The 22,673-nt window shown below is 64.2% G+C and carries 21 protein-coding genes and 2 tRNA genes; 13 read left to right on the top strand and 10 right to left on the bottom strand.

All coding sequences use genetic code 11. The annotated features are described in order from the left end of the window. Positions 1-9 precede the first annotated feature (9 nt). Positions 10-816, top strand: coding sequence for an energy-coupling factor ABC transporter ATP-binding protein (locus AC3LB0_RS04655; RefSeq protein ID WP_488649999.1), 807 nt, complete (start codon positions 10-12; stop codon positions 814-816). Here the strand turns inward: AC3LB0_RS04655 and AC3LB0_RS04660 are convergent. After that, on the bottom strand, positions 813-2,087 hold the full coding sequence (locus AC3LB0_RS04660) for a replication-associated recombination protein A (RefSeq protein WP_488650000.1): 1,275 nt from the start codon (positions 2,085-2,087) through the stop codon (positions 813-815). The two genes, AC3LB0_RS04655 and AC3LB0_RS04660, sit on opposite strands and share 4 nt — an antisense overlap. 52 nt (positions 2,088-2,139) lie before the next feature. Here AC3LB0_RS04660 and AC3LB0_RS04665 point away from each other — a divergent pair, with 52 nt between their 5' ends. Continuing rightward, on the top strand, positions 2,140-3,354 hold the full coding sequence (locus AC3LB0_RS04665; RefSeq protein WP_488650001.1) for a DEAD/DEAH box helicase: 1,215 nt from the start codon (positions 2,140-2,142) through the stop codon (positions 3,352-3,354). On the opposite strand, the gene AC3LB0_RS04670 is transcribed toward AC3LB0_RS04665, so the two are convergent. After that, the gene (locus tag AC3LB0_RS04670; RefSeq protein WP_488650002.1) at positions 3,351-3,785 is read right to left on the bottom strand and encodes an arsenate reductase ArsC; all 435 of its coding nucleotides are present in this window, start codon (positions 3,783-3,785) and stop codon (positions 3,351-3,353) included. The two genes, AC3LB0_RS04665 and AC3LB0_RS04670, sit on opposite strands and share 4 nt — an antisense overlap. A 57-nt stretch (positions 3,786-3,842) precedes the next feature. On the opposite strand from AC3LB0_RS04670, the gene AC3LB0_RS04675 reads away from it, so the two are divergent. Beyond that, on the top strand, positions 3,843-4,838 hold the full coding sequence (locus AC3LB0_RS04675) for an alpha/beta fold hydrolase (RefSeq protein WP_488650003.1): 996 nt from the start codon (positions 3,843-3,845) through the stop codon (positions 4,836-4,838). A gap of 25 nt (positions 4,839-4,863) precedes the next feature. On the opposite strand, the gene AC3LB0_RS04680 is transcribed toward AC3LB0_RS04675, so the two are convergent. Then, positions 4,864-4,938, bottom strand: a tRNA-Gln gene (locus tag AC3LB0_RS04680). A 71-nt stretch (positions 4,939-5,009) separates the two neighbouring features. Between AC3LB0_RS04680 and AC3LB0_RS04685 the strand changes: the two genes are divergently transcribed. After that, positions 5,010-7,046, top strand: coding sequence for a GMC family oxidoreductase N-terminal domain-containing protein (locus tag AC3LB0_RS04685; protein ID WP_488650004.1), 2,037 nt, complete (start codon positions 5,010-5,012; stop codon positions 7,044-7,046). Between the two features lie 15 nt (positions 7,047-7,061). Here the strand turns inward: AC3LB0_RS04685 and AC3LB0_RS04690 are convergent. Continuing rightward, positions 7,062-7,137 (bottom strand) — tRNA-Gly (locus tag AC3LB0_RS04690). A 28-nt stretch (positions 7,138-7,165) separates the two neighbouring features. Here AC3LB0_RS04690 and AC3LB0_RS04695 point away from each other — a divergent pair. Then, positions 7,166-7,384, top strand: a complete 219-nt coding sequence (locus AC3LB0_RS04695) for a hypothetical protein (protein ID WP_488650005.1) — start codon at positions 7,166-7,168, stop codon at positions 7,382-7,384. Here the strand turns inward: AC3LB0_RS04695 and AC3LB0_RS04700 are convergent. Both AC3LB0_RS04700 and AC3LB0_RS04705 read right to left on the bottom strand, forming a co-directional pair. After that, entirely contained in the window at positions 7,381-8,343 is a 963-nt protein-coding gene (locus AC3LB0_RS04700; protein ID WP_488650006.1) for a M48 family metalloprotease, read from the bottom strand. The two genes, AC3LB0_RS04695 and AC3LB0_RS04700, sit on opposite strands and share 4 nt — an antisense overlap. Before the next feature lie 18 nt (positions 8,344-8,361). Next, positions 8,362-8,925: a LemA family protein gene (locus tag AC3LB0_RS04705; RefSeq protein ID WP_488650007.1), complete on the bottom strand. Its 564-nt coding sequence runs from the start codon at positions 8,923-8,925 to the stop codon at positions 8,362-8,364. A 205-nt stretch (positions 8,926-9,130) separates the two neighbouring features. Here AC3LB0_RS04705 and AC3LB0_RS04710 point away from each other — a divergent pair, with 205 nt between their 5' ends. From AC3LB0_RS04710 to AC3LB0_RS04720, 3 genes are all read left to right on the top strand, one after another. Then, positions 9,131-10,507, top strand: coding sequence for a saccharopine dehydrogenase family protein (locus AC3LB0_RS04710; RefSeq protein ID WP_488650008.1), 1,377 nt, complete (start codon positions 9,131-9,133; stop codon positions 10,505-10,507). A 63-nt stretch (positions 10,508-10,570) separates the two neighbouring features. Continuing rightward, positions 10,571-12,751 carry an alpha-glucan family phosphorylase gene (gene glgP / locus AC3LB0_RS04715; RefSeq protein ID WP_488650009.1) on the top strand — a complete coding sequence of 727 codons (2,181 nt, stop codon included), beginning with the start codon at positions 10,571-10,573 and terminating at the stop codon, positions 12,749-12,751. 9 nt (positions 12,752-12,760) lie between these two features. After that, on the top strand, positions 12,761-14,953 hold the full coding sequence (locus AC3LB0_RS04720) for an alpha-amylase/4-alpha-glucanotransferase domain-containing protein (protein ID WP_488650010.1): 2,193 nt from the start codon (positions 12,761-12,763) through the stop codon (positions 14,951-14,953). 5 nt (positions 14,954-14,958) lie between these two features. Here the strand turns inward: AC3LB0_RS04720 and AC3LB0_RS04725 are convergent, their stop codons facing one another. Then, the gene (locus AC3LB0_RS04725; protein WP_488650011.1) at positions 14,959-16,749 is read right to left on the bottom strand and encodes a DUF885 domain-containing protein; all 1,791 of its coding nucleotides are present in this window, start codon (positions 16,747-16,749) and stop codon (positions 14,959-14,961) included. Between the two features lie 23 nt (positions 16,750-16,772). Here AC3LB0_RS04725 and AC3LB0_RS04730 point away from each other — a divergent pair, with 23 nt between their 5' ends. Further along, positions 16,773-17,108: a hypothetical protein gene (locus AC3LB0_RS04730; protein WP_488650012.1), complete on the top strand. Its 336-nt coding sequence runs from the start codon at positions 16,773-16,775 to the stop codon at positions 17,106-17,108. Positions 17,109-17,120: 12 nt separating this feature from the next. Here the strand turns inward: AC3LB0_RS04730 and AC3LB0_RS04735 are convergent, their stop codons facing one another. Together AC3LB0_RS04735 and AC3LB0_RS04740 are read right to left on the bottom strand one after the other, a co-directional pair. Beyond that, complete coding sequence (locus AC3LB0_RS04735; protein ID WP_488650013.1) at positions 17,121-17,963, bottom strand: LysM peptidoglycan-binding domain-containing protein; 843 nt, start codon at positions 17,961-17,963, stop codon at positions 17,121-17,123. Continuing rightward, the gene (locus AC3LB0_RS04740) at positions 17,960-18,721 is read right to left on the bottom strand and encodes a lysophospholipid acyltransferase family protein (protein WP_488650014.1); all 762 of its coding nucleotides are present in this window, start codon (positions 18,719-18,721) and stop codon (positions 17,960-17,962) included. The genes AC3LB0_RS04735 and AC3LB0_RS04740 overlap by 4 nt, the downstream gene beginning before the upstream one ends. A gap of 114 nt (positions 18,722-18,835) precedes the next feature. On the opposite strand from AC3LB0_RS04740, the gene AC3LB0_RS04745 reads away from it, so the two are divergent. The 3 genes from AC3LB0_RS04745 to AC3LB0_RS04755 are packed head-to-tail and all read left to right on the top strand — an operon-like array spanning position 18,836 to position 19,973. Then, entirely contained in the window at positions 18,836-19,180 is a 345-nt protein-coding gene (locus AC3LB0_RS04745) for a hypothetical protein (protein WP_488650015.1), read from the top strand. A gap of 13 nt (positions 19,181-19,193) precedes the next feature. Beyond that, the gene (sodN, locus tag AC3LB0_RS04750; protein ID WP_488650016.1) at positions 19,194-19,604 is read left to right on the top strand and encodes a superoxide dismutase, Ni; all 411 of its coding nucleotides are present in this window, start codon (positions 19,194-19,196) and stop codon (positions 19,602-19,604) included. Between the two features lie 9 nt (positions 19,605-19,613). Continuing rightward, positions 19,614-19,973, top strand: a complete 360-nt coding sequence (locus AC3LB0_RS04755) for a S26 family signal peptidase (RefSeq protein WP_488650017.1) — start codon at positions 19,614-19,616, stop codon at positions 19,971-19,973. A 9-nt stretch (positions 19,974-19,982) separates the two neighbouring features. Here AC3LB0_RS04755 and AC3LB0_RS04760 read toward each other — a convergent pair whose 3' ends face one another. After that, positions 19,983-20,924, bottom strand: coding sequence for an LLM class flavin-dependent oxidoreductase (locus tag AC3LB0_RS04760; RefSeq protein WP_488650018.1), 942 nt, complete (start codon positions 20,922-20,924; stop codon positions 19,983-19,985). A gap of 102 nt (positions 20,925-21,026) precedes the next feature. Between AC3LB0_RS04760 and AC3LB0_RS04765 the strand changes: the two genes are divergently transcribed. Further along, on the top strand, positions 21,027-22,670 hold the full coding sequence (locus AC3LB0_RS04765) for an MDR family MFS transporter (RefSeq protein ID WP_488650019.1): 1,644 nt from the start codon (positions 21,027-21,029) through the stop codon (positions 22,668-22,670). Positions 22,671-22,673 lie beyond the last annotated feature (3 nt).

Consider the following 22,673-nt stretch of genomic DNA (forward strand, 5'->3'; position numbering starts at 1 on the left):
GCTGAACGAATGACTGATCAGCACGAGCACCCACATACGCATCCAGGGGCACCGCTGCCGCACAGCCATGGTCACGAACATGCCCACGATGCGGCACTCGCGCCAACTGGCGACGGCACCATCGCGATCTCCCACCTGCACTTCCGCTACCCCGATGGAACCGAGGCGCTACGCGGCATTGATCTAGCGATCGCCGGCGGCGAAAAGATTGCGCTCTTGGGGCCGAACGGCGCGGGGAAGAGCACCCTGATGCTGCACCTCAACGGGATTCACCGACCCACCCACGGCACCGTGCATGTGGCTGGGGCGCAGGTATCGAACGAGACGATCGGTCGTGTACGTGCCGAGGTGGGACTCGTCTTTCAAGATCCCGATGACCAGCTCTTCAGTCCAACGGTGTGGGACGACGTTGCCTTCGGCCCAACGCACATGGGGCTCACCTCCAGTGCAATTCATGACCGCGTAGAGAGCGCACTTGCCGCCGTTGGCGCGCTTGACCTCGCGCAGCGCGCGCCGATGCGCCTCTCAATCGGTCAGCGTAAGCGTGTCGCCCTGGCCACCGTCTTGGCGATGAACCCGAGCATCTTGGTCTTCGATGAGCCATCTGCTGGGCTCGACCCGCGCGGGCGACGTGAACTCATTGAGCTGCTGCAGTCGCTCACGCAGACACTCATCGTCAGCACCCACGATCTTGAGTTGGCTCGCGCCGCATTCCCGCGCAGCATCGTGGTTGATCGCGGCGTGATCGTGGCCGATGGATCAACGAGCGAGATCTTGGCGAACCGCGAACTCCTGCTCGCGCACGGACTCGCCTAAGAGTTCGCCCCCTTGGCGCGCGCGGCGCGCAGCGCGGCAATGCGATCGCGCAGCTCCGCCTCCGCGCCACTCCCCGACGGCGTATAGAAGCGCTTCGTCGCAATCTCGCGCGGCAGATACTCCTGATCGATGTCAAACGGTTCGCCGGCCGCGTGTGGCGACTGATACGTCTTTGCCGACGCGCGCAGATGGCCAGGGACTGGCAGTTGTCCGCTGGCGGCGATCTGCTCACGCGCAGCGGCGAGTGCCTCGCCTGCGCGTGGCGACTTCGGCGCAGAGGCGAGATAAGTGACCGCCTGCGCAAGTGCCCAATCGCACTCTGGTGATCCCGCCAGCTCTACAACCTGTGCTGCAGCCGCGGCAAGCGGGAGCGCTGCAGGATCAGCGTTGCCCACATCCTCCGATGCGGAGACGAGCAGTCGTCGCGCGATCACGCGTGGATCCTCGCCGCCCTCCAGCGCTGTCGCCAGCCACCAGATCGCCGCATCAGGATCGTTGCCACGAATGCTCTTGATCAGCGCTGAGGTGACGCCAGACTGGTCGTACGGCAGGCTTCGGTCTTGCGCGGCGAGGAGCACTTCGCGCGGCGTGATCTCCCTCCCCTCTGTCGTCATCAGGGCGGCCATCTCTAACAGCGTTAAGAGTCGACGCGCATCACCCGATGCATAGCCGACTAACTGGCGGCGTGCGTCGGCATCAACCTGTACGAGGCCATTAAGGCCACGCGCATCGCTGAGCGCCCGGTCGAGCAGCGTCTCAAGATCGTCACTGCCGAGTGGAGCCAGGCGGAAGGTGCGCATGCGCGAGAGGAGTGCCGGCGAGATCGCACGTGGTGGCGGCTCAGTCGTGGCGCCGACCAGGATGATCGTGCCCGCCTCCACGTGTGGCAGCAGGGCATCCTGCTGCGTGCGCGAGAAGCGGTGCAGCTCGTCAATAAAGAGGAGCGTCTGCTCGCCGTGTTCACGACGCTCGATCGCTGCAGCGACCGCCTTGCGGACCTCGGCCACGCCGTCGCTCGTCGCGGAGAGGCTCGTGGGGACCGCCTTCAGCGACGCGGCGATAACAGCGGCGAGTGTCGATTTTCCACTCCCCGGTGGCCCCCAAAGCAGCAGCGAGGGCGCCTCACCGCGCTCAAGGAGTCGCCGTAGCGGTGCGCCTGGCCCGACCAGTGCACCCTGGCCGACCACCTCATCGAGTGTCGTTGGGCGCATCCGAGCGGCGAGGGGTTGCGCTGGCGCGAGACTACCAAGGAGCGTTGCCCTCTCTTTCATCTCACTGATCATCGCACCCTTCGCGCCGCTCTCGGGTACGCTTGACCGACTGATGCCCGATTTTTCTGAACTAGGACTTGCCCCCGAACTCCTACGAGCCGTCGCCGACGAGGGGTACACCGAACCGACCCCGATCCAGGCGCAGGCGATCCCGTACGTGCTGCAGGGTCGCGACCTTCTCGGCGCTGCCCAGACCGGCACAGGAAAGACTGCCGCCTTCGTGCTGCCAATCCTGCAGCTACTGAAGCCGCTGGCATCGTCATCGCCGAGCCCGGCGCGGCATCCGGTGCGCGCGCTCGTCCTCACGCCGACGCGCGAGCTTGCAGTGCAGATCTCCGAGAGCGCCGCAACCTACGGCCGACACCTGCCACTGCGCAGCGGCGTCGTCTACGGCGGCGTGCCGATGCCACCACAGCAGAAGATGCTGCTCGCAGGGCTCGAGATTCTCATCGCCACACCGGGTCGACTCCTCGACCATGCCAACTCCAAGACGGTGAACCTCTCGCAGGTGTCGATCCTGGTGCTTGATGAGGCCGACCGCATGCTCGACATGGGCTTCATGCCCGACCTGAAGCGCATCCTTGCGCTCATCCCAAAGCAGCGCCAGAGCCTCCTCTTCTCGGCGACCTTCTCTGAGCCGATTCGCGCCTTGGCGCAGGACTTCCTGCGCGACCCGATCACCGTCGAAGTCGCGCGGCGCAACCAGACCGCCGAGAACGTTCGCCAGGTGATCATGGCCGTCGATGATCGACGCCGACGACAGCTGCTCAGTGACCTGCTGCGCACCAAGCCGTGGGAGCAGGCGCTCGTCTTCGTGAACCGTAAGGTTGAGGCGAATCGCCTTGGTGACTTCCTCCATCGCGATGGGCACTCCGTGGTCGAGATTCACGGTGACAAGGATCAGAAGCAGCGCAACCGTGCGCTTGCGGCGTTCAAGGCAGGCGAGGCGCGCGTGATGGTCGCCACCGATGTCGCTGCGCGCGGCCTCGACATTGAGGCACTCCCCGCGGTCATCAACTACGAGCTCCCCTTCGACCCTGAGGATTACGTGCATCGCATCGGCCGCACCGGTCGCGCTGGCGCACTCGGTGAGGCGGTCAGCTTCGTTGCCCCCGATGAGATGGATAAGTTGAGCCTGGTACGCAAGCTCACGAAGGCCGGGCTCCACATGGAGATTCCACTCGGCTACGAACCGATCCTTCTCGATTTCCCGCGCGACTTAATCGCCAAGGCGCAGATGATTCGCCTGCAGCGAGGTCGCCGCTAGCTCTTCGCGCTCGCCTCAGCCTGGCGGATGAACTCCATGATGCGGATCTCGAGATCGTCGCGCACCTCGCGATACGCCTCTAACTGATGTTCCTCGCTCCCTACTACCTTTGAGGGATCTGGCAGCGACCAGTGCTCGCGCTGTCCGCCATTGGGGAAGATCGGGCAGGCGTCGTTCGCTGCGTCACAGACGGTAATCACGTAATCGAATGTCTCGTCAAGGAACTGGTGAAGCGTCTTGCTCGTCTGGGCGGAGGCATCAATGCCGATTTCGTTCAGGACGGTAAGGGCATGGGGGCGAACCAGGGTCGCCTCGGTGCCGGCACTCTCAACCTCGAAGGCGCCGCGTCCACGCGAACGCAGGAGCGCCTCGGCAATCTGCGACCGTGCGCTGTTATGGGTGCAGAGGAAGAGGACGCGTGTGCTGCTCATGGGAACATTCTAGCGACATAGATTATCGCCCCATTACCAGCGCGCTATCCTCGTGGCATGAAGCGTCTGCGTAAGCTCGGAATCGCACTGCTCGTGGTTCTGGTGGGCCTTACTACGCTCCCCTACCTGGTCGATATTCCGAAGGGTGCCGATGCTGACCCCGCAACGCTCTTGGCAACGGCGGCCGCCCCAAGCGCGCGCCTGATCACTGCCGATGGGGTGCAGAGCGTCATCGCCGAGGCGGGTGATCCGCAAGATCCTGCCCTGCTGCTCATTCACGGCTTTGGCGGGAGTACCTTCGGCTATCGCGATGTGATGGAACCGCTCGCCGCGCGCGGCTGGCATGTGATCGCGATCGATCTTCCAGGGTTTGGCCTCTCCGAGAAGTCATGGGGGCGCGACTACAGCCATAAGGCGCAGGCCACCTTCGCCCTCGCGGTCCTAGACCAGCTGAAGGTTGATCGCGCCGTGCTGCTCGGCCACAGCATGGGCGGCAACGTGATTAGTTGGATGCTTACCCTCGCCCCCGAACGCGTTGCTGGCCTTGCCTACATCGATGCCGCCGTTGTGCAGCCGAAGAGTGGTGTCAGCAGCTCACCGTCCGCTGCCGCTCTGCTGCTCGACGTGCCGCCGATCCGACGCCTCGCACGTATTGTGATCCGCAACGCTTTCAGCCCCGCGACGTTTGGCGAACTGCTCTCCTCGGCCTTCGCCGTGAAGAGCGCCGCCACTCCGACCCTGGTCGCCGGCTACGCCGCTTCATCGCTGCTGCGCGATTGGGACCTGGCACTCCTCGGCATCATTCGTGACGGTGCCAAGAACACACTTCCTGAAACTATTGCCACTCTGAGTGCGGCGGCCGGCACGCCGCCAACGCTGATCCTCTGGGGCATAGACGACAGCTGGGTGCCACTGACGAGCGGTGAGGTGCTCCGCGCAGACCGGCCAGAGGCGGAGTGGGTCGTGCTGCCAGGGATTGGGCATGTGCCATTTGAAGAGGATGTCCCCGCGTTCATTGGCGCGGTCGGAGGCTGGCTCGACACGCTGCGCTAGCGGGCGCGTTTCGCACGAAAATAGTTGGCTGGCGCGCTAGGATTCGAACCTAGGATCCCCTGCTCCAGAGGCAGGTGCCTTACCGCTTGGCCACGCGCCAACGGTGCCGATCGTACCCCAGCGGCGCGCCACCGTCTGCCGACGCACGCATAAAGAGGCAAGATATGCGGCATGGCTACCGATAAGCGACTGACGCCCGCCGCCCCATCGACGCCCGCCGTGGGCATCTTTAGCGAGGCACAGCGCCGCACCCTCACAGCCCTAGCGGAGGGCTTCGTCGCTGGCGGTGGTGCCGCACGCGCCGCGGCCGCGGAGACGGCGATCGCCAAGGTGGTTGACCCCGCCCTTCACGGCCAGTTGCGGCTGGTCCTCAACCTTCTCGACACACGCATTGGCAGCCTGCTCATTGGCGGACGCCTGGCGCGCTTCGGCACGTTGAAGGCGACGCAGCGAGACGAGTTCCTGCGCCGCTGGGTTCAGCATCCGGTGCCAATGCTCCGCAGCGGTGCCGCCGTCTTCCGCAAGCTCCTCTCGTTCATTGCCTACTCCGATGCCGACGAGCCGGCCGATGAGCTCGTGCGCACGCGACTGAGCGCTCTCGGCTACAACCCAACGCCGAACCCCACGACCGCCAACGTCACACAGATCACCGCCTTCGACCCTGGCGACGCGGAGCGCATTGCTGTCGATGTCTTGGTGATCGGCTCGGGAGCTGGCGGCGGGAGCATTGCACGTGACCTATCGGCCGCAGGTCGCGAAGTGCTCGTCATTGAGGCGGGTGGCCTCTATGCCGAAGCAACCTTCCCAACAAAGGAACGCGATGCCTACGAGCGCCTCTATCTCGACTCTGGCTTCACCGCCACGGCCGATGCACATATCGCGATCCTTGCCGGCGGCACCGTTGGTGGCGGCACCACCGTGAACTGGATGGCCTCAATCCCAACCCCCGAGCCGGTGCGCGAGGAGTGGGAGGGGGAGCACGGCGTCACCGGTGCCGCTGGAGTCGAGTTCGGAAGAGACCTCGACGCGGTACTGAAGGAGATCGGCGCGAAGGAATCCCAGAACGTGCCGCTCAAGGATGCGGCGATCATTCGCGGCGCCGAGAAGCTCGGCTGGAGCAGCGAGCGGCTTCAGGTCAACCGCGCTGAGTGCAGCGACTGTGGGACCTGCACGTTCGGCTGCAAGGTCGGATCGAAGCAATCCTCTCTTCGCCTCCATTTGGCGCAGGCGGTTGCTAACGGTGCGCGCATCTTGCCCGACTGCAAGGCGGAGCGACTTGTCATTGAGAAGGGCACAGCGACTGGTGCAATCACCACCTTCGGCGCGCGCGCTGGGTCGCCTCGCACGCTGGAGATCATCGCGAAGACGGTGGTCGTTTCAGGTGGCGCTCTCCGGACACCTGTTCTGTTGCAGCGCAGCGGCCTCACCCACCCCGCCATCGGCAAGAACCTGCGACTACATCCGGTCAGCCTGGTTGCGGGAGTCTTCGACGAGCCGGTTGAAATGTGGCGCGGCACGATGCAGGCGGCGAAGAGCTCGCGCTTCATTGACCCAGATGAGGAGCGCAACGGCTACATCATTGAGAGTGCCCCTGGTCACCCTGGCCTTCTCGCACTCGGCATTCCGTGGACCTCTCGCGCCGAACATGAGCGCCTGATGAAGTTGGGTCGATACATCGCCCCCATATTGGCGATCGTTAAAGATGACGCCGGCGGCAGCGTATCGGCGAGTCGCGCCGGCTTTGCCGAGATCAACTACCGCACCACGCCGCGTGACGAGCGCGGACTGCGCCACGCACTCCGTTCAATGTCACGCATCGCTGAGGCGGCTGGCGCGAGCGAGATCATCGCCGCGGGATCACCACCGATGAGCTGGCGCCGCAGCGAAGGGAGCAAGGCCTTGGAGGTCTACCTGCGCCGGCTGCACCGCTTCGACTTCTCCCCAAATCGCGGCACCGTCTTCTCTGCGCACCAGATGGGCACGGCCCGCATGGGATCAGACTCGAACTACCATGTCTGTGATCCGTGGGGCCGCGTTCGCTCTACGCCACGACCTCGCCCGAACGATCCGCACGGCGGCCTGATCAAGAGTCTCTATATTGCCGACGGGTCGCTCTTCCCGACGGCGCTCGGCGTGAACCCGATGGTCACGATCCTGGCCGTCGCAAAGCGGGTCTCGCGCGCGATCATCGCCGACACGCACGCCTAACCACAAAGAGGGGGTTGGAGCGGGAGACGAGGCTCGAACTCGCGACATCTTGCTTGGAAGGCAAGTGCTCTACCAACTGAGCTACTCCCGCGCGAGACACACCATAGCAAGGAGGCGGCATGGATGACTACGGCGACCGGCAGGGGCTCTGGGTTGGGCTCACGGTCGGGGCGATCGCGATCGGACTCCTCGTCGCCTTGCTGATCACCGCGGTCAACCTGGCTGAATGTGAGCGACGCGGCGATCTGATCCGCCTCTATAACTCAGGGAGCGGGCCGCGCTACTCCGAGTTGTACCCAACGGAGTGGGCCGCCTGGGTTGCGGAGTGTCGCGACTAAGCCTCGGTCACCGACTCCAGCGGCTTCGCGCTACGGAGGGCACGCAGACGGTTGATGCGATCAACGAGCGGTGGGTGCGTGGCCAAGAATCCGGCTGAGCGCTCTTCGAAGTGCTTCACCGGATTGATGATGTACATGTGCGCCGTGGCCTTGGTCGCAACCTCGAGGACCTCCTTATCGCCAGCCAACTTAGCCAGCGCCCGCTCCAGCCCGGCGGGGTTGCGCGTGAGCTCCACCCCTGATGCATCGGCTAGGTATTCGCGTTGGCGCGAGACGGCGAGCTGAACCAGCCGCGCGGCGATCGGCGCGAGGACGGCGAGCACGATCGTGAGGATGATAAAGATCACCTGTAGAGCGTTTCCACCCTCGCGGTCGTTACTGCGTCGGCGACCGCCGCCCCAGAACGCCCAGCGCACCACCAAGTCACTTAGCAGTGCGAGCGATCCCACCAGGGCGGCCACGAGTAGCCCGTAGCGAATATCAAAGTTGCGCACGTGCGAGAGCTCGTGGGCGATCACGCCACTCATCTCTTCACGGTCAAGCGTGCGCATGAGCCCTTCGGTGACCGCGATGCTTGCGTGCTCTGGATCGCGCCCCGTGGCGAACGCATTCAGCGCCGTGTCTTCAATGGTGTACACCTTCGGCTTCGGCATATTCGCGGCGAGACAGAGCTCGTTGACGATGTTGTCGAGTTCGCGCTCCTCTCGGCCGGCCGAGGGGTCGAGCTCCTTGGCACCCGCGGCGGCAAGCACCGCCTTATCGCCACTGAAATATGCGCCGAGCGTGAGGAAGAACCCGAGGACGAACGCGCCGAGGGCGAAGGGGATGCCACCGTCAACGCTGCCGCTGAGGGCGATCCCTGCGCTCGCCCCGAAGGCGGCGAGGATCGCCACCACGATCAAGACGAGGAGGAGCGACTTTCGTCGATTCTCCGCCGCAAGGTCATAGAAGGTTGCCATCGCGTCGACCGGTGCCGACTAGGAGAGGTTGACCTTCGGAACGGCCTCCTCGGAATCAGGGGCGTCGAAGAACTCACGCTTGATGAATCCAAACGCGCTCGCAAAGAGCAGGCCTGGGAAGGTCTGCACGGCATTGTTGTAAGAGAGCACGGATGCGTTGTAATGCTGTCGGCTGAACCCGATCTGATTCTCGGTTGAGGTGAGCTGCTCCTGCAACTGAATCACATTCTCATTCGACTTCAGGGTTGGGTAAGCCTCGACGTTGGCGAAGAGGGTGCGCAGCGAGCTGGTCAGCATGTTCTCAGCCTTCGCTTGCGCCGCGGTGTCGCCAGAGGTACCGGCGTTGACGGCAGCGGCGCGCGCCTTCGTGACGCTCTCGAGAACGCCCTTCTCGAAGCCCATCTGCCCCTTGACTGCATCAACTAGATTTGGAATGAGGTCATAGCGGCGCTTAAGCTGCACCTGAATCTGACCGAGCGCCTCGTCCACGCGGTTGCGCCCATTCACCAGCCCGTTAAAGGCAGAGATCGCAACGAGTGCGAGTACACCAACGATCACGAGAACCGGTAGTAGTCCTTCCATGGCATCCCCCTTCACTTCGCGTGTGGCGACATCTGTCGCCTAGGTTCAGTATACGACCACTCCCCGCACGAACTCCGTGCTGTTTGACGACCCCCCGGGGGGTAGGCGTAGGCTGCCATGAGCAACTGGGTTGAGCCCTCTGAGGACTCCCCCTGGTGCGGGTGCAGCCCGGCTTCCTGGGCCCCCGCGTGAAAGGCACTGAACGATGAACGTTCTGGTAGTCGGTACTGGCACGGTTGGCGAGGCAATCGCCCACCTCATCAAAGGAAAGAAGTGGCTCGGCACCCTCACCCTTGCGGACTACTCCCTCGACCGTGCACGCACGGTCGCCGATGCGGTCGGCGCTGGGTACAAGGTTGCCCAGGTTGACGCGGGGAACGCGGCGCAGCTGAAGGAGCTCATCGCGAGCTCCAAGGCAGACCTCGTCTTGAACGCCGTTGACCCTCGCTTCGTTCCTGCAGTGTTCGACGCCGCCCTTGAGGCTGGCGTGCACTACATCGACATGGCGACGAGCCTCTCGGTCCCTGATGTGCAGAACCCATTCACCGTTCCAGGGGTGATGCTCGGCGCGTATCAAGAGGAGCGCAAGAAGCTCTGGGAGGACCGCGGCAAGTTGGCGCTCATCGGCATGGGGATGGACCCGGGCCTCTCCAACATCTTTGCCGCCTACGCCAAGAAGTGGACCTTCGACGACATCTCTGCGGTGCACGTGCGAGACGGTGGCGACCTGCGCATTGAGGGCTACCCGTTTGCGACGGTCTTCAGCCTCTGGACCGTCATCGAGGAGTGCCTGAACCCGCCGATCGTTTGGCGTAACGGCAAGATTGAGGTGCGCGAGCCGTTCAGCGAGCCGGAGGACTTCGTCTTCCCTGAAGGGGTTGGCCCCGTGATGTGCGTGAACGTCGAGCATGAAGAGATCGTGCAGCTGCCGCGCAGCATGAAGGCCGATGTGATCACCTTCAAGTACGCGCTCGGCGCCGACTTCATCGAGACGCTGCAGCTGCTGCATCGGCTCGGGCTCGACGGCAAGAACCCAATTAACGTGAAGGGCGTCCAAGTTGCACCGCGCGACGTGATCGCCGCCCTCTCGCCTGACCCATCAACGCTCGGTAAGAGCATGATCGGTCGTGCGATCGTTGGAACGTTAGTCAGCGGCACAAAGGATGGCCGCCCGCGCGAAACGTTCCACTATCAGGTGTGCGATGCCGCGGAGACGATGGGTCGATACAACCTGCAGCCAGTCGCCTGGCAGACGGGTGTCATGCCCATCATGGCCATGGAGCTGATCGCCGAGGGCGTCTGGGGTGGCGCGGGGGTCAAGTCGCCCGACATGATGGATCCAGATCCATTCCTCGACATCTGCGAGGACTACGACGTAACGGTCAAGCTCGAACATCGGCTCCCCGGCCGCTCGATCCTGCCTGCAACGGAGCAGCCGCCAGTTGGCGCAAAGTCGGTCACGGTGAAGGGCTCGTCGAGCCCAGCCGATACGGCCTACTCGGCGGCAGCAACCGCAGCGCTCTCCGCACCAGTCTCGTACCCCGAGACCGATGCCGAGCGACAGGGGCGCGGCGGGCGCTAGAATCCGCCCGTGCCACGAGCCGTCGTACGGCGGAGTGGCCAGTTGGGGGGAGGATACGAACTGATGACGAGCTCCGTCGTGCTGCGCACGCTACCGACACCTGATTCGTTCCGCGTCCCACCTCGCCTCGAGGGGCTGCGCCGCGTCTCGTACAACCTCTGGTGGTCGTGGCACCCTGAGGCTCGCGCCCTCTTCCGCCGCATTCATCCCGAGCGCTGGATCGCTACGCGTAACCCCGTTGCGATCTGCTCTGGCCCAATTGACTGGGAGCCGCTCCTTGAGGATCCAAAGTTCCTGACCCAGGTCGACGAGGTCGTTGCTGCGTTCGACAACTACATGGCCGGCGGCAGCGACCACTGGTTCCCTCGCGCACACGGTGCCGACCTCACCAACCCGATCGCCTACTTCTGTGCCGAGTTCGGCTGGCACGAGAGCCTCACCCTCTACTCCGGCGGCCTCGGCGTCTTGGCCGGCGACCATATGAAGGCCGCCTCAGATATGGCGCTCCCACTCGTCGGCGTCGGACTCCTCTATCGCCGCGGATACTTCCGCCAAGCCATCGATGCCGATGGGCATCAGGAGCACGCCTACCCAGAGATTGACCTCTCGCTGTTGCCCCTCGTCCGCGCCGCAGGTCCGACCGGCGAGCAGCTCGTTATCTCGATTCCGCTCGGCGACCGCCGAGTTTCGGCGGCGGTATGGGTTGCACAGATCGGTCGCGTGCCTGTTCTGCTCCTCGATACAGACATCAGCGCCAACAGCGAATCTGACCGACCAATCACCCACATCTTGTACGTGCGTGGCCGGGAGATGCGCCTGCACCAGGAGATGGTGCTCGGCGTCGGCGGCATTCGCGCCCTGCGCGCCCTCGGCGTCGCCCCGTCGGTCTATCACCTGAACGAAGGCCACTCGGCCCTGAACCTCGTGGAGCGCACACGCGAGTTCGTCGCCGCGGGCGAGACGCTTGATAGCGCGCTTGATCACGTCAAGCGTCACACCGTCTTCACCATTCACACCCCGGTCTCGGCAGGGAATGAGAAGTTCGCCGTTGACCTGGTGCGCCGCGTGGTGGGGCCACTCTGTGACGGCACCGGTGAGGCCGACGCCGGCGGCGTACCGCTGCAGCGCATGCTTGATCTCGCCGTTGGCGCTGAGGGTGATCGTGGTGCCTTTGATTTGACCGCCCTCTCACTTCGACTGAGCGTTGGCGCGAACGCCGTGAGCAAGCTACACGCAGAGACGGCCAACGCCACCTGGTCACCGGTCATCACCAACAAGATCCTTGGGATCACCAATGGGGTGCACATGCCGACCTGGGTGGGGCGCGAGACGCGCGTCGTCTATGAGCAGTTCCTGAACGCCGACCTCGATCGACTCGACACCGATGGACCAGAGGCGGCAGGCTTCTGGGAGCGCCTCGGGGGCGTTGATGCGCGCGCCTGGTGGGACGCCCACGCTCGGCAGAAGGTGGCACTCGGAGAGTTCTTGCGTGACTCCATCCGCCGACAGCTCGGGCGACACGGTGACTCGCCCGACGCACTTCGCGAGGCTGACACCTTCTTTGACCCCAACGTTATGACGATCGGCTTCGCTCGCCGCTTCGCCACCTACAAGCGCGCTAATCTTCTCTTCACCGATATTGAGCGTCTCACCCGCATCTTGAGCAACAGTGACCGGCCGGTGCAGATTGTCTTCGCCGGAAAGGCGCACCCGGCTGATCGCGCCGGCCAAGAGGTGATTCGCGACATCTGGGAGAAGAGCCGCGCCGACGCCTTCCGTGGGCGCATCTTTGTTATGGAGGATTACGACATGCGCACGACGCGCTATCTCGTCGCCGGCTGCGACGTGTGGCTCAACACGCCGCGTCGACCGCTTGAGGCGTCGGGCACCTCTGGAATGAAGGCCTCCGCCAATGGCGCCGTGAATGTCTCGATCCTTGATGGCTGGTGGGACGAGGGGTACACGGGCAGCAACGGCTTTGCGATCGGCGACACCTCCATCAACCCGGATGACGCGGCACAAGACGCGGCTGACGCCGAGAGCCTCTACCGCATCCTGGAGAACGAGGTCGTACCGCGCTACTACGATCGCAGCGCCGATGGCCTCCCCGCCGCTTGGCTCGACCTGGCGCGTGCATCAATCGGCAGCACCCTTTGGCGCTTCAGCACCACCCGCATGCTCCACGAGTACTGCGAGCGGCTCTACCTCCCCGCCGCCGCCCCACAAACGGGGTCCCACCGCTAACCTCTCCCCATGAGTAGCAGTGGCGCACCCCGTCGGATCTCGCTCGCGCTCACCCTGCACAACCACCAGCCGGTCGGCAACTTCGGCTGGGTCTTTGATGAGATCTACGAGAAGGCCTACCTGCCGATGATCAAGGCGCTGGAGCGCCACCCGAAGGTGCGACTCTCACTGCACTACACCGGACCGCTGCTCGAGTGGTTTGCCGCCGCGCATCCAGACTTCCTTGCGCGCGTGCGCACACTTGTGGAACGCGGCCAGGTTGAGATCGTTGGTGGCGGACTCTACGAGCCGATCCTCGCCTCACTCCCCGCTGCGGATCGCGTCGCGCAGCTACGACGCATGCGCGAGCGCATTAAAGAGCTCGTCGGCGTTGCGCCGCAGGGTGCATGGCTCGCCGAGCGCGTCTGGGAGCCATCACTACCAGCGGCACTGCACGATGGCGGCTATCGCTGGACGATCCTCGACGATGCGCACTTCCGCGCCGCTGCCATCCCAGAAGATGCACTCTGGGGCGCCTACCTCACCGAAGATGAGGGGAAGCCGCTCACCGTCTTCGGCACCGAGCAGGGGCTGCGATATCGCATCCCCTTCGGCACAGTCGAGAGCGTGATTGAGTATCTGCGTGAACACGCCACCCCCGACGGCGAGCGCATCGGCACGATGGGTGACGACGGTGAGAAGTTCGGCTCGTGGCCAACCACTTGGGATCACTGCTGGGGCGAGGGGGAATGGGTGGAGAAGTTCTTCACCGCCCTTGAGCAGAACGCTGATTGGCTGACCACCACCACGCCATCGCGTTGGCTCGATGAGCGCGGCCCGATCGGTCGCGTCTATCTGCCGACCTCGTCGTATGCCGAGATGGGCGATTGGGTGCTGCCACCAGAGGAGTCACAGGTCTTTGGGCCGACGCTGCATGCGGCACAGGATGCGCGTAGCCCTGAGGCGCGCTATCTGCGCGGCGGCTTCTGGCGTAACTTCCAGGTGAAGTACAGCGAGATCAATGATCTGCATAAGCAGATGCTGCGCACCAGTGCCAAGGTGGCCGCCATGCCCGCGGGGCCGGTGCGGCTAGCCGCCGAGGATCATCTGCACCGCGGCCAATCAAATGACTGCTACTGGCACGGACTCTTCGGCGGTGTGTACATCACGCACATGCGCCTCGCCACCTTCGAGCACCTCATCGCCGCCGAAGACATCGCCGACGGCACCTACCGCCGCACGAGTGCGGGCGCGGCGCTGCCAGCGCTCCTTGCCGATCTCGACCTTGATGGGGCCAGTGAGCTCCAGCTCGCCAACGCCGGTGCGCGACTGCAGATCGACCCCACCGAAGGTGGTGCGATCACCTCGTTTGACCTACGCGCCCCCCACCACGCGCTCCTGGCGGTGATGCGCCGACGCCCCGAGGCGTATCACGAGAAGCTGCGCGCACATGCCAAAGCTGAGGCGGCCGGCACAACGGCGAACCCTGCAAGCGAGAGTGGTGGTGTGGCATCGATTCACGAAATCGTCTCCGTGAAAGAGCCAGGTCTGGCGGCAAAGCTGCAGTACGACGACTACGAACGCCGCTCCGCCCTACTGCGCCTCTACCCTGCTGGTACGAGCGGTCGCGCGATCGCCGACGGCGCCGCCAAGGCGATCTGCACCCTTGTCTCAACACCTTGGGTGCTGACGGAACATGACGATCGCAGTGCAACGCTCACCGCTACGCAGCAGATTGCTGGCACGACCATCGCGGCGACGCGAACGATTCGGCTAGCGGGGGGTCGAATGGATCCGACCCTCGCCGTTGAGACAACGCTCGCGCACACCGGCGGCCCAGCCCTCAGCGCTGTCCTTGATGAAGAGTGGAACCTGATGCTGCTCGGTGGCGGTGGTAATCCCGCGGCGCACTGGACTGTGGCGGGGGCGCGCACTGCGCATGACGCACCGGGCGAGGCGCAAGCCAGCGCGCCACTCAGCTCAGGGAACGACTATCTCGGCATTGCACTGACGACCACCAGTGCGCCGCAGGCGGCCGCCGCATGGGCGCCAATCGAAACGATCTCCAACTCGGAGGGTGGATTCGAGCGCGTATACCAGGGAAGCTCGTTGCACCTCGTGCGCTCCATTGAGCTTCTGCCGAACGCAGCAGTCACCGTACGCACCGAGCATGCCTGCGGCCTGAGCCGTGACATCACTGCAGAGGAGGGGCTCCCCTCCTAGTCGCTCTACTCGGCGAGGCCGAGGAGTCGCTCGAGGAGCGGGATCGGTGGCGTGCCGTGCGAGAGCACCGCGCGCAGGTGGTCCGGTCGCGAGAAGCCCGGCGTCTCCACTCGGTTCCCAGGCAGATCCGCGCCGTCAACATGCGCAACTGGCCCACCAGCGGCACGCCGTGCGCGATCCTCAGCCTCCCAGCACCCCATTGATCCGACAAAGTAGGTCGGCAGCTGCGTAGAGATGAGACGTGCGCGCAGATACTTCGCCTTCGCCTCCGCCTCCTCTTGCCAGCTCTGGCCAACCATCAGGTCCAGCGCCCACGCCTCATCGCGGCCATCCGCGTGAATGCCTGCATCAAGTAGCGCGTTGGCGATGCAGCGGAGGTAGAACTTCCAGTGCACCAGCTCGAGCGCCAAGTCGCCATCACCGAACCCCTCATCAATCATCACCTGCGTGACGTAGACCGCCCACCCTTCGGCAAAGACGCCAGAGCCGAAGGCGGCGCGAAGTGGGCGCGGCGTCTGATTCGCGGCGGCTAGCTGCAGGTAGTGACCTGGGATCGCCTCGTGGATCGCGAGCAGCGCCAACATCCGGTTGTTGTCTTCACGCATCTTCGACTCAACCTGTTCGGGAGTTGCATCATCGGGGGCTGGCGTCACGTAGAAGAAACTCTTCTCACCACGATCAAGTGGGCCTGGCGCATCAAGGAAGGCTCCAGCATAGGCGCGCAAGAAGAGCGGCGTCCACATGATCTCGAGCGGCTCCTTCGGTAGGTCAACGAGCCCAGTGCGCTGAATGAACGCCTCGCACCGCGCCGTCTCGGCGCGTGACCGATCCAGCATCTCTTCGGGGGCGCAGTGATCGCCGCCAATCGCGTGCAACACCTCAGCGACGAGCGTTGAACGATCGCCGCTGAGTGCTGCGGTTGCCCGCTCCCCGAGCCACTCCGGTGCAATGCGTTGGGCGATCGAGATCATGCGCGCGCGCACCGCGGCGAACTCCTGCTCCCCCTTGGCTGCAATTGCGGCACGGTCGTGTGATCCGAAGAGGGTGTGGCGCAAGGCGCGGTCGTAGAGTGCTGCGCCGTAGCGCCCCTCGCCGGAACTCTTCGGGAGAACCTCGCGCTGCAGCCGCTCGATGAACCGATCTGTGGCGGCGATGGCCGCATCGGCTGGGCCGCGCAGCGCCTCACCGTAGGTCGTGACCCCGAGCTCAGCGAGCTCGGCGATGCCTGGTGCCTGTGCGATCGCCGTTTCGGTATGGAGGCGACTGACTGGCCGCGCTGGGAGCGTGGCTGTGCCTGCCGGCGGGAGATCTCCCCCGCGTCGCGGTGCGCCATCGTCGGCGGGCACCCGCAGTTCAGGGAGGCCGGTGAGGTCGGCAACGGCGGCATCGAGAAGGGCGGGAACCTGCGCGAGCCGGCTGGCAAGGTCGCTGGCACGACGCTCTGCCGTTCCGAAGCCGCGTGCGATGAGGGGGGAGAGCCCGCCGCCAATGACGGACACCGTGTGGAGGGCGTCCCACGCCTCAGGCTGCACCTCTTGTAGTTCGAACCGGATCGCGCGAATCGTGCCAAGGACTAGGTCGCGATCGCAGAGGTCGTCGGGGCTGAGGCTCGTCACCGGGATGGCAACCAGCCGTGCCTCTTCGCGATCGCACCAGCCCAGCCGCGCCGCGCGACCGGCGGGGCCATGCTCGCCCCACGATCCGTCGTAGTCATGGATCCCCATCCCCGTGGCCGCAACTGGGTGCAGTGCAGCGAAGCGGGCGAGGAGGCCGGCGGCGTCGAGGGCATCAATCATCGTCGGCAGGGTACCATCAGCGAATGGGTGCAGAAGAGACAACCGACGCCTTCTTTGAGCTGCTGAACGCGGATGACCGCGTAGGCGCTCTCAAGCTCATGGACGAGCGCATCGAGATGCGCGTGCACGTCGCCGACAGCGTTCAACTGTTGAAGGGACACGAACGCGTTGGCGGCTGGTTCCTGCGCGCCGACAAGGGGCTGCGCATGATCCCAGGCGAAGTCAAGGACACCGGCCATCAGGTCGAGTGCGACATCTTGGTCGTGCGACCCGGATCCAAGAGCAGCAAGATTGACGCAACGATCAAGGTCGAAGCTGGCAAGATCACCGCGATCAACTTCTCGCCGCGCGACCGCTAATACCCTCGCCCGTTACGGGCTCGGTGACGTCACCACGTCGGGAATCCCCTGCGGGATGATCAGCTCGTCACCCGCATAGATTGTTAGAGTCTGACGATCAATGGTGGGATTCGCGCTCAAGATGGCATCAATGCTCACTTGGTGAAACGCAGCAATTTTCCCCAGCGTATCGCCCGACTTCACGCGATAGAGCAGCGACTCTGCTGTCGGCGTTGGGGTTGGCGACGGGCTGACGTCACTGGTCGGTGAGGCGCTTGGCGAAGGTGTAGCCGTCACGCCAGCAATGAAGCCGTTCACCCCCTTCAGAATCGTCGGGATTGAGAAGAGAACTACCGCAGCAAGAACGAGCAGCGCAGCGGCGCCTCGCGTTCCCCCTGGAATCTTCGGGAGCCGCAGTGCGGCACGTGGTGCCTCGTCGTCCATGGAGCGACGCTTGTGCAGCGGAACTACACGGACGCGCTCCTCTTCGGTGGGGCTTAGCTCGTAGCGCGGCTCACCTGGCGCCGGCGCCGTTGACCAGATGCTCCCCTCGGGGAGATCCTCGTACTCGCCATCAATCTCATCGATGCCGAGCGTTGCAGCGGCGAGATCGACTGGAGCACTTGCTGCGGGGGTACCGAACGGGAGTGGCTGGGGGGCGGGGGCATCGATCGTTTGCGCAGCCTCGCGCGAGGCCCAAGCAAGAAAGATTGGGCAGGCGGTAAATGTTGGGGTGAGGCAGGTGTCACTCTGCCGCTGCAGGTTGATCGGCTCTGCGGGGCGCGTCGCGAAACAGGAGTGCGCCGCACTCGGCCCTGACGATCGCTTCGAGGAGTCTGCCCCCGTCGCAATAAAGGGGCAAACGTTGGCGCTCATGACGGCGATCCTGCCCCGTTACGCCAGATCTTCTCCATACGATCGGCCAGAGCTTCGCTCCACGCGGCGGCAAAGGTCAGCTCCTCTCGGCTCCCCGCCTCCGGAGTTGGGCGATCAGTGCATGGCGAGGTGTCGTCGAGTGCGATCACCTCAACGCTCGGCAGGCCGAATCTGCGATTGCGGAATCGGAAGATCACCGGCACGACCGGCACTCCAGTGCGCATGGCGATAATCGCAGCACCGGGGCGGAACTCTGCGAAGCGATCTGCTGGCCCGCCGGTTCCACCCTCGGGCATCACGCCATAGTGGGCGCCAGCGGCGAAGACGGCGGTCGCCGCATTCAGGTGCGTCTCAATGCCGCTCGTGCCACGCCACACCGGGAGGAGGCCACCGAGTCGCCGCAGTAGCACCGAGCGGACGCGACCGCGACCAACAATGAATGGGCCAAGGCCGAGCCACCAGATCCGCGGCGCTGCGGGGGCGACGATGCCGAGCGCAAAGGCCTCGTAGTAGCGACGGTGCGGAGCACCGACCAGGATTCGCGGTCCAGACGTGGCGAGGCGCTCAAGCCCGCTGGCCCGTATGCGCATCCCGAACGCACCGAGCACCACGCGCAGGGTGAAGCGCAGCGCACGATAGGCAAGGCTTGCGTGGGCCCACGGCTGACGCCCAAGCCACGCGACCCCTTCGCCCGCTGCAGGAGGGATCAAGGCATCTCGGCTGTACGAGCTGTAGGCCCGGACCTTTCGTTCGCTCATATCCTGAAACCCTACACGCTCCTACCCCCCACGACCGAGGCTCGTCGCGCGCCGCACAGTCCGCTACCGTACAGAGGGGCGGCCCCCATGGCCGCGCAGTAGAAAGGGGAAACCATGGAGGGTGCCTATCTCGTCCTCGTCTTCATTCACCTACTCGGCATGGCCGCAATCGTGGGGGGATACTTCACGGGCCTATCGATCTCCCCGAAGCGCCTTTCGGCGGGGATGACCCACGGCACCCTGCTCCAGTTCCTGACTGGCGTACTGCTCATTGGGATCGCCGAGATGGGCGCCGACCCGGTGAACTATGCCAAGTTCGGCATCAAGATTGCCGTAGCGGCAGTGATCTTGCTGCTCGCGTGGCCGCGTCGTAAGGACGTATCCATTGCAGCGAACACCTATCACGCGATCGGCGTGCTGGCGCTACTCAACGTGGCCGTTTCCGTATTTGTTAAGTAGAGAGGAGAGTTACATGCGTAACCTATTCGCCGAGTTCACACCAGTCACCGTCCACGCGCACTGCGATGTGCCGTGTGGCATCTACGACCCATCAGGTGCGGTGGTGGCCGCCAAGACGGTCGCTCGCATGGTCGAGCTGATCGGCCAGCTCGAGGTGACCGACAGCGCCACGCGCAATAAGCTCGTGCGCTGCATCACCGCTAAAGAGGAGCACGCCGAGAAGGTGAAGCACGAGGTCCAGGTCATCTGGTCCGACTACTTCAAGCCAGAGCATCTGGCGAAGTTCCCCGACCTGCACGATCAGGTCTGGAAGCTCCTGAAGTTGGCCTCCAAGAACAAGCAGAACGTAGATGCGGCGGCGGCGGCAGAGCTTGTCGCTGCGACCGAGGCGTTCGCTGCTACGTTCGTCGCGTCGAAGGCGTAACGCGCCACTGTGATCAACCGACCCAGACGGATCTGGGTCGCCGATGTTGCTGAACGCTCAATGGAGCCGGCCCTCATCTCGGGGGACCGGCTCCTTGTGCTTCCAGCGGGCCCTAACGGTCTCCCTGGCCTCCGAGGCGCACCACCGATCGGTAGCGTGGTGATCGTTGAGCGCGAGGGTCGTTTCGACGTAAAGCGCGTCGCCCAACCGCCCGCTGGCGTCTCAGGGCTCTGGCTCCTTGGTGATAACGCCGCGCTCTCGCGCGACTCGCGCCACGACGGCGCACAGCCGCTCAGCGCACTCCGCGGCAGGGTGCTCTTTCGAATTGGGCCGCGTGGCCGTAGGGGGCGAATCCCCGCTGCGCGCTAATGGCGCGCGCTAGAGCTGCGCGTGCAGCTCCGCAAGTAGATCGAGTGATGCGGTCTCCGTGGGATCCATGTGCTGCACCATGAGACGGTTCGCCCCCGTATCGCGGAATGCGCGCATCTGCAGCAGCGCCTGATCGGGGGTACCGACCAGCCATCGCGCTCGGCGTGGTGCAAGATACTCCTCGGGATCACCAGCGGCGCCAATGCGCGACATGAAGCCGCGGATCTTCTCGAGATACTCAGCCTCAGTTCGACCGATCATCATCCCCGTCATCGCCGATCGCGCAAGGCTCTCTGGCGCTCGGCCCGCTGCGACACATGTGGCATCAAGTTGCGCGAACTTCTCGCGGGCGGTCTCGGGGGTGGATGAGGTGAGGTTGAATTCATCCGAGTACTTCGTCGCGATGCGCATGCCGCGCGGCGAGCCTTCTCCGCCAGTGATGATCCACGGAACGGGCGATGGCTTCGGACGGAAGAGGGCGTCACTCACGCTGTAGTGCTTGCCGCTGAACGACCAGCCGTCGGGTCCGGCCCAGAGACCGCGCACGATCTCGAGCTGCTCTTCGAGCATCTCTGCGCGTATGGCCATCTCAGGAAACGGGAAGCCGTAGCGGCGATGCTCCGACTCATGCCAGCCGGTGCCGAGGCCGGCATGGATCGGCCGCCCCGCCATCTCTTGCACGGTGGCGACCACCTTGGCGAACTCGCCTGGCGCCCGAAAGGTGACGGGGCTGACCAGCGTGCCGAGGGTGATTGATGTCGTCTCACGCGCGATTCCCGCCAACACGCTCCAAGCGTCGGTGGTCGCCTGGTCGTCGGAGCCTGGGAATGATTGGTAGTGGTCGGTGCGGAAGAAGCCACTGATGCCGACCGCCTCGGCTCGACGGGCGGCGGCGAGCTGCTGCTCGTACGACAGGTTCATCTGCCCCTCAATGACCACGGCAATCTGCATAGGGGAACCCTACCGCTCAGCAGGCATCCGCGGTGAGGGGTAAGGTAGTTGCAACGCGAAATATCGTCGGAGATCTGGCGGCGCGGTATGGAGGTTTACCGGATGGCCACAGCCAAGTCTCGTCGCCCTGTTGCGGCAAAGCGGCGCACAGTCGCGAAGGCGGCGCCTGCACCCGCAGGGGCAGACCTTTCGAAGCGCGCCAAGCAAGGGATCATCCTCGCGATCATGATGGCCCTCTTCTTGGGTGCGCTCGACCAGACGATCGTCGGCACAGCTCTGCCAAAGATCATCACCGATTTGAGTGGTGCAAACCTCTACACCTGGGTGGTCACGATCTACCTGCTTGCCAGCACCGTTACGGTGCCGATCTACGGCAAGCTCTCCGACATGTACGGCCGCAAGCCGCTCCTCCTTATCGGAGTTGGCCTCTTCCTCATCGGATCTGTGCTCTCTGGCCTCTCGCAGAACATCGAACAGCTGATCATCTTCCGTGGCATCCAGGGACTCGGCGCCGGTGCGCTCTTCCCTATTGCACTGGCAACCATTGGTGACCTCTACTCACCGAAGGAGCGCGGTCGCTACCAGGGGCTCTTCGGCGCCGTCTTCGGACTGGCAAGCCTCATTGGCCCAGCGCTCGGTGGCTGGCTCACCGACACCTTCAGCTGGCACCTGATCTTCTACGTCAACCTGCCAATCGGCCTGATCAGCATTGCAATCATCTTGATTGAGCTGCCAACCATTAAGGGACGAGCAAATCAGAAGATCGACTTCTTGGGCGCTCTCGTCTTTGCCGCCGGAATTATTCCTGTACTTATCGGCCTCACCAACGTACAGACCAACGCATTTGCGACCCTAGAGGTTGCGGGGCTCATCTCGCTCGGACTCGCACTCCTTGGCCTCTTCCTTTTCATTGAGGCGAGGGTCGAAGAGCCGATCATTCCGCTCGAGCTCTTCCGTAACCGCACATTTGCGGCCGCCGCTGCGGCCTCGTTCTTCGCCTCAATCGGATTCTTTACCTCGATCATCTTCTTGCCGCGCTACTTCCAGACAGTGCTCGGTGAGACGGCGACGAGCTCTGGCTACGCCACACTTCCGCTTCTACTGGGTGTGATCATCAGCTCGGTCGCCGCCGGGCTAATCGTTGCACGAAGTGGACGCTATAAGACGCTAATCCTCGGTGCCATCGTGGTAGTTGCAGCAGCCTCAGTGCTGCTGACGAACATCAAGGCGGACACCGATCCATGGGCCTTGCGCCTCTGGATGTTCCTCGCCGGTCTCGGCATTGGGCCGACCCTGTCGGTCTTCACGATCGTGGTGCAGAACGCGGTGCCATTCAAGTTCCTTGGCGCAGCGACGTCAAATCTCACCTTCTTCCGCCAGGTCGGCGGGTCGGTAGGCTTGGCGCTCGTCGGCTCCTACTTCGGTGGGCAGCTTGCGACCACCATCCCAACCGAGTTGGCGAAGGCGGCCCCAGCGGGCACCTTCACCCCGTTCTTCACCGCGATTGGCGGCAACCTTTCGCAGCTGACCAATGTTGGTGGAAAGTTCGACCAGGCCCTGATCGGCCTGATCCCTGTGCAGTATCTTGACGCCTTCTTTCCGGCGATCAAGTCTGGTATTGCCGATGCGATCGGCTCGATCTTCTGGCTCTCCGTGGTGGCCAGCCTCGTGGCGCTTGTCGCCGCAACGCTGATCGAGGAGATCCCGCTCCGTGGCGGAGCAAAGGGCGCACCAGCCGAACTGTAAGTG

Source organism: Candidatus Limnocylindrus sp. (assembly GCF_040397235.1).
Taxonomy (GTDB): Bacteria; Chloroflexota; Limnocylindria; order Limnocylindrales; family Limnocylindraceae; genus Limnocylindrus.

Coding starts and splice junctions, on each gene's coding strand:
- AC3LB0_RS04760 (WP_488650018.1), bottom strand. CDS start 20,924: ATGCAGATTGCCGTGGTCATTGAGGGGCAGATGAACCTGTCGTACGAG.
- AC3LB0_RS04745 (WP_488650015.1), top strand. CDS start 18,836: ATGGAGGGTGCCTATCTCGTCCTCGTCTTCATTCACCTACTCGGCATG.
- AC3LB0_RS04670 (WP_488650002.1), bottom strand. CDS start 3,785: ATGAGCAGCACACGCGTCCTCTTCCTCTGCACCCATAACAGCGCACGG.
- AC3LB0_RS04735 (WP_488650013.1), bottom strand. CDS start 17,963: ATGAGCGCCAACGTTTGCCCCTTTATTGCGACGGGGGCAGACTCCTCG.
- sodN (WP_488650016.1), top strand. CDS start 19,194: ATGCGTAACCTATTCGCCGAGTTCACACCAGTCACCGTCCACGCGCAC.
- AC3LB0_RS04700 (WP_488650006.1), bottom strand. CDS start 8,343: ATGGCAACCTTCTATGACCTTGCGGCGGAGAATCGACGAAAGTCGCTC.
- AC3LB0_RS04730 (WP_488650012.1), top strand. CDS start 16,773: ATGGGTGCAGAAGAGACAACCGACGCCTTCTTTGAGCTGCTGAACGCG.
- AC3LB0_RS04695 (WP_488650005.1), top strand. CDS start 7,166: ATGGATGACTACGGCGACCGGCAGGGGCTCTGGGTTGGGCTCACGGTC.
- AC3LB0_RS04705 (WP_488650007.1), bottom strand. CDS start 8,925: ATGGAAGGACTACTACCGGTTCTCGTGATCGTTGGTGTACTCGCACTC.
- AC3LB0_RS04710 (WP_488650008.1), top strand. CDS start 9,131: ATGAACGTTCTGGTAGTCGGTACTGGCACGGTTGGCGAGGCAATCGCC.
- AC3LB0_RS04655 (WP_488649999.1), top strand. CDS start 10: ATGACTGATCAGCACGAGCACCCACATACGCATCCAGGGGCACCGCTG.
- AC3LB0_RS04720 (WP_488650010.1), top strand. CDS start 12,761: ATGAGTAGCAGTGGCGCACCCCGTCGGATCTCGCTCGCGCTCACCCTG.
- AC3LB0_RS04675 (WP_488650003.1), top strand. CDS start 3,843: ATGAAGCGTCTGCGTAAGCTCGGAATCGCACTGCTCGTGGTTCTGGTG.
- AC3LB0_RS04740 (WP_488650014.1), bottom strand. CDS start 18,721: ATGAGCGAACGAAAGGTCCGGGCCTACAGCTCGTACAGCCGAGATGCC.
- AC3LB0_RS04685 (WP_488650004.1), top strand. CDS start 5,010: ATGGCTACCGATAAGCGACTGACGCCCGCCGCCCCATCGACGCCCGCC.
- glgP (WP_488650009.1), top strand. CDS start 10,571: ATGACGAGCTCCGTCGTGCTGCGCACGCTACCGACACCTGATTCGTTC.
- AC3LB0_RS04765 (WP_488650019.1), top strand. CDS start 21,027: ATGGCCACAGCCAAGTCTCGTCGCCCTGTTGCGGCAAAGCGGCGCACA.
- AC3LB0_RS04660 (WP_488650000.1), bottom strand. CDS start 2,087: ATGAAAGAGAGGGCAACGCTCCTTGGTAGTCTCGCGCCAGCGCAACCC.
- AC3LB0_RS04665 (WP_488650001.1), top strand. CDS start 2,140: ATGCCCGATTTTTCTGAACTAGGACTTGCCCCCGAACTCCTACGAGCC.
- AC3LB0_RS04725 (WP_488650011.1), bottom strand. CDS start 16,749: ATGATTGATGCCCTCGACGCCGCCGGCCTCCTCGCCCGCTTCGCTGCA.